We start from the raw sequence: 3,626 nt of genomic DNA, 5'->3' as shown, positions 1-3,626 counted from the left end.
AGCCCGGCCTGACCGGGGTACCACGGCAGGCCCGCCGCGGCCTCCACCGCCACCCGCACCGTCAACCCCAGTCGAGAATTTCAAGCTCTGCCCATCGGGCGTGAGTGGGGCTGCCTCCGATGACACCAGTTGCGCCTTCGCGGACAGCGTCCGTGCGGCTTGGTATTCCACCCCAGGCTCCACTGTTATGGCCTACAGCCCGGTAACCCACCAGTCGTACTTGATGACCTGCGCTCCTGCGACTACAGATATATGGCCAGAAGCCAAGCGTTGTGTGGGCACAAACGCCCAAGGCACACTTCTGATCGTTTACATCGACTGAGGTCAGCCGCTGGCTTTGCTGACCGCGCGGACGTCGGCCACGAGATTGCCTGTGCCGTTGCGACCCTCGGCACTCCACCGACACCTAAAGGGATCCAGATGGATATAGCCGGACACGGGGTGTAGATCACCGCGTTAGTGTCGGTGCCCGCCGATACCGTTCCTCAGGTGATCGTCAAGCGCTTGACACGGGTCGCGCTGACCCGGAACACCAAACCAACCCCCGGCGACCACACGTCGTATCCCGGCACCGAGTTGTGGCGGGTCGAATGGACCGAAATCCGGAACGGGAAACCGGACGAACTGCGGCAGTCTCACTACACCGAGGCCGCAGCACGCCGCCACGTCGACGGCCTGCTGGGAATGCGGGCGTCGGGTCTGTCCATCGACAGCGCGTACACCGAGCACATCTGAGAGCTAGGCCCCGTTGGACGGGACCACATCGCGGCCCGGCTCCCCCGGGTCGTCTTTATCGTCGTCGTCATCACGGTCAGGCCCGTCCGACACCGTCCTAACAATCGCTGTCGCAACTTGAGCCAAGGGCACAGCGAAGCCAACGGCGGCCCACGGAGTCAGAAATAAACCCGCGAAGCTCAACACGCCGATCAGAACAGAGATACCGGCCGCAAGGTACTGACCGCGTTTCAGCGCATCCCTATCCGCGTCCGCGATCGTCGTCTGTATGGCGATTTCGCCTTCTATGGAAGTGCGCACTGTCTGTTCGCGCTCATGCCGAAGGTCCTGCGTTCGTTCAGCCAATCGGAATGCCCGGTCTGCCGCACCTGGCAGCACACGCTCGTAGGCCGCTAGCGCGGCGGGCGGCGGAAGCGGACCGGCCCACGATTCACGCGAAATGATCTCTGAGACGCGCCGATCGTCAATTTCACCTTCGAGGATTTCCTCGACTTCGGCGACGACGTCCTGGGTAGCTAGCTCCGCACCCGCTTGCCCTGCACCGCTTTGGTCGCCTTCCGAACCATGCCGGTCGCTGACGTTTGAGTCACCCGTCGCCCTGTCAGCATCCGCTTCGGCTGCACGAGCATCGTGTCCACGCCGCGTGCCCGCGCTCGTTTCATCGCCGCGCTGCTCGAAGTTCGTTTCTGGGCCATCCCCCACGCTAACCTTTCCGCCGAAATGCCAGTCACACGGACTCCTGACCAGGTCAGAGTATGCCAATCGCTGACAACATCTCCATGCGACTTTGCAAACATTTCGGCGACCAATTCATATTCCAGCCTGACCGACAGGGTCGCTCTTGAGTTGACCCCGTCTGCAACCAAAACTATGTAAGTTTCCAGTTTGGGGGACCTGGGCCAGGCTGCCACCCCCTCTGTCTTAACCTCGACTGCGATTGGAGACCTTTGTGGCCAGGATGGACCAGTTCCTCACTCTCCCCGTACCGGATGACTTTTACGTCACCAACAAATTTCGAGAGTTCGCCCAGGACATCCTCAACAACTTCGATGAGCCGACTGGCGATAGCCCGTTGGTCGTGCTGCTGGCAGAGACGATCTACAACCTTGAGGCCGACTACCGCATACGCCTCAATAAACTCGAAGAACGGCTCAAGGCCGCTGGTATCACGCTCCCGCCCGCCGAGGACGACTAGCCCGACTTCCCCAACCCTCTAAACCTTGAAACCCGTACAGGATCCGAAACGCTATGCCCAATGGGGGGCCGCTCGGGTCGCGTCGGAGTGACCCCCTAACCCCAAACACGTTGTTGCACTTGCCAATTCGCTGGTCAGAGCCCGTATCGCGCGGTATGGTCGGCGGTGCTGCTGACCTCAGCCAGCACGTCGACCAACCGAACGAGGGGGCACTTATGAATCACGGTGGGCGGTGCGCGGTGACTGGCTGGTATGCGGACCCGTGGCGTCACGCTGATCTGAGGTATTGGAACGGCACATGGACAGGCCGCACGCGCACCGTGAGGCCGTGCACTGTGCGGTATCGGCAGCCCAACCACGGGCTGCACCTTGCCTTGTCGGTGGTGACGTTCGGGTTGTGGCTGCCGATGTGGGCGTGGTCGGCGGGCGGCGGGTACCGCATCACCCGCTGACCGTGTGGGGGGCCGGGCTGGCGCAGGTATCCGCTCAGCCAGCCATGGCGTCGTGGCGGACCCTTGCCCCTGAGTGCGATCCCATGGCGGGGTTTGACGCTGGCCCGGCCCTCCCGGGTCAGGTGATGTCGGCCCAGCCTTGGCGCTGCCAGTCCTCGGCCGTCTGGCGGTCGACGCCGTGCAATGTGCCGCCGCGCTGGTGGCCGTCCCAGTAGACCGCGTGTGGTCGTCGCACCGTGACGGTCACCGTGTCGGCGGTGCCGTCCGCTGTGGTGTGAGCGGCCTTGCGGGCGGTGGTCTTTCGGGCGGTGGTCTTTCGGGCGGTCATGACGTGGTGACCTTGACCAGGGCGGCGGGGTGCGGGAATGCGAACCCGACGCGCAGCGTGGCGCGCACCGCAACGCGGTCGCTGGTAAAGAACGCCGAACCGTCAACGACGACGCTTGGGTCCTGCCGCATCACCACGATGCTGTGCTGTACGGCGATTCCCCACACGGTGTTCGCGGGCACCGCTGGCGACGTGTACAGCGGCACCCCGGCGATAGTGCGCGAGGTCGGTGCAGTCGGGTCGCCACCGCCGAGTAGGGCCTTGTTCGACCCGGTCTGTTCCTTGATGGTTGCGAGCGTGAGCGCGGTCGCCGGTGCCGCCACGAACGCGGTCAACGTGGAGTGCGCGGTCTCGACAAGGCTGGCCGCTTCGGCCGCCCAATCCAGATCGGCGAAGGTGGCACCCGCGTCAACCGTGCCGATACCCGACAGCACACCAACGCCCGCAGGTCCGTTCGTCGGCGTGGCACTGGCGAAGTAAGCGGCGTCCAGCTTTCTCCGTAGGTCCCGCACGAGACCTTCGCCGACAATGCCCAACGCTGCCGGGGAGCTATCGGACGCGAGTTCGTTACTGATGACGGTCAACCCGGCCAGCTTCTTGGGGGTGACGATCACTTCGCCGATGGTCGGGTCGCTGGCGGCGATTTCCTGGCCTTCGGCGGTCCACGCTGCGGTTGGGTCGGCGGACACGACCGGGACGCGAAAATCGTGTGAATTGGTTTCCACGACAGTGGACACCTGGGCTGCGACCGACTGCTCGATGAGCGGACGGATGACGAGCGCGCCGACCTCAGTGGCGGTTAATATTCCGGCAGCTCCGGCGGTATAGAGAGACATGCGTTAACTCCTTGGTGTGCAGGCGAATCGAGCGCGCGCGTGACAGCGCGAAACGCTCACAGTGCTGAGTGCTGGTGCGG

At 63.9% G+C, this 3,626-nt stretch carries 5 protein-coding genes; 2 read left to right on the top strand and 3 right to left on the bottom strand.

The features are described 5' to 3' along the window. Positions 1-489 precede the first annotated feature (489 nt). Positions 490-735 carry a hypothetical protein gene (locus A5752_RS13545; protein WP_067086080.1) on the top strand — a complete coding sequence of 82 codons (246 nt, stop codon included), beginning with the start codon at positions 490-492 and terminating at the stop codon, positions 733-735. Between the two features lie 3 nt (positions 736-738). Here the strand turns inward: A5752_RS13545 and A5752_RS13540 are convergent, their stop codons facing one another. Then, positions 739-1,437, bottom strand: coding sequence for a DUF2335 domain-containing protein (locus tag A5752_RS13540; protein WP_067086077.1), 699 nt, complete (start codon positions 1,435-1,437; stop codon positions 739-741). 256 nt (positions 1,438-1,693) lie between these two features. Between A5752_RS13540 and A5752_RS13535 the strand changes: the two genes are divergently transcribed. Then, entirely contained in the window at positions 1,694-1,930 is a 237-nt protein-coding gene (locus tag A5752_RS13535; RefSeq protein ID WP_156613839.1) for a hypothetical protein, read from the top strand. Positions 1,931-2,500: 570 nt separating this feature from the next. Here A5752_RS13535 and A5752_RS13530 read toward each other — a convergent pair. Both A5752_RS13530 and A5752_RS13525 read right to left on the bottom strand, forming a co-directional pair. Further along, positions 2,501-2,710: a hypothetical protein gene (locus A5752_RS13530; protein WP_067086071.1), complete on the bottom strand. Its 210-nt coding sequence runs from the start codon at positions 2,708-2,710 to the stop codon at positions 2,501-2,503. Beyond that, positions 2,707-3,546, bottom strand: a complete 840-nt coding sequence (locus tag A5752_RS13525; RefSeq protein ID WP_067086068.1) for a phage major capsid protein — start codon at positions 3,544-3,546, stop codon at positions 2,707-2,709. The genes A5752_RS13530 and A5752_RS13525 overlap by 4 nt, the downstream gene beginning before the upstream one ends. Positions 3,547-3,626 lie beyond the last annotated feature (80 nt).

Source organism: Mycobacterium sp. 852002-51961_SCH5331710 (assembly GCF_001665535.1).
In the GTDB taxonomy this organism is placed as follows: Bacteria; Actinomycetota; Actinomycetes; order Mycobacteriales; family Mycobacteriaceae; genus Mycobacterium.
The sequence above is the reverse complement of the archived record's forward strand: the minus strand, read 5'-3'. Positions and strand labels throughout refer to the sequence as shown.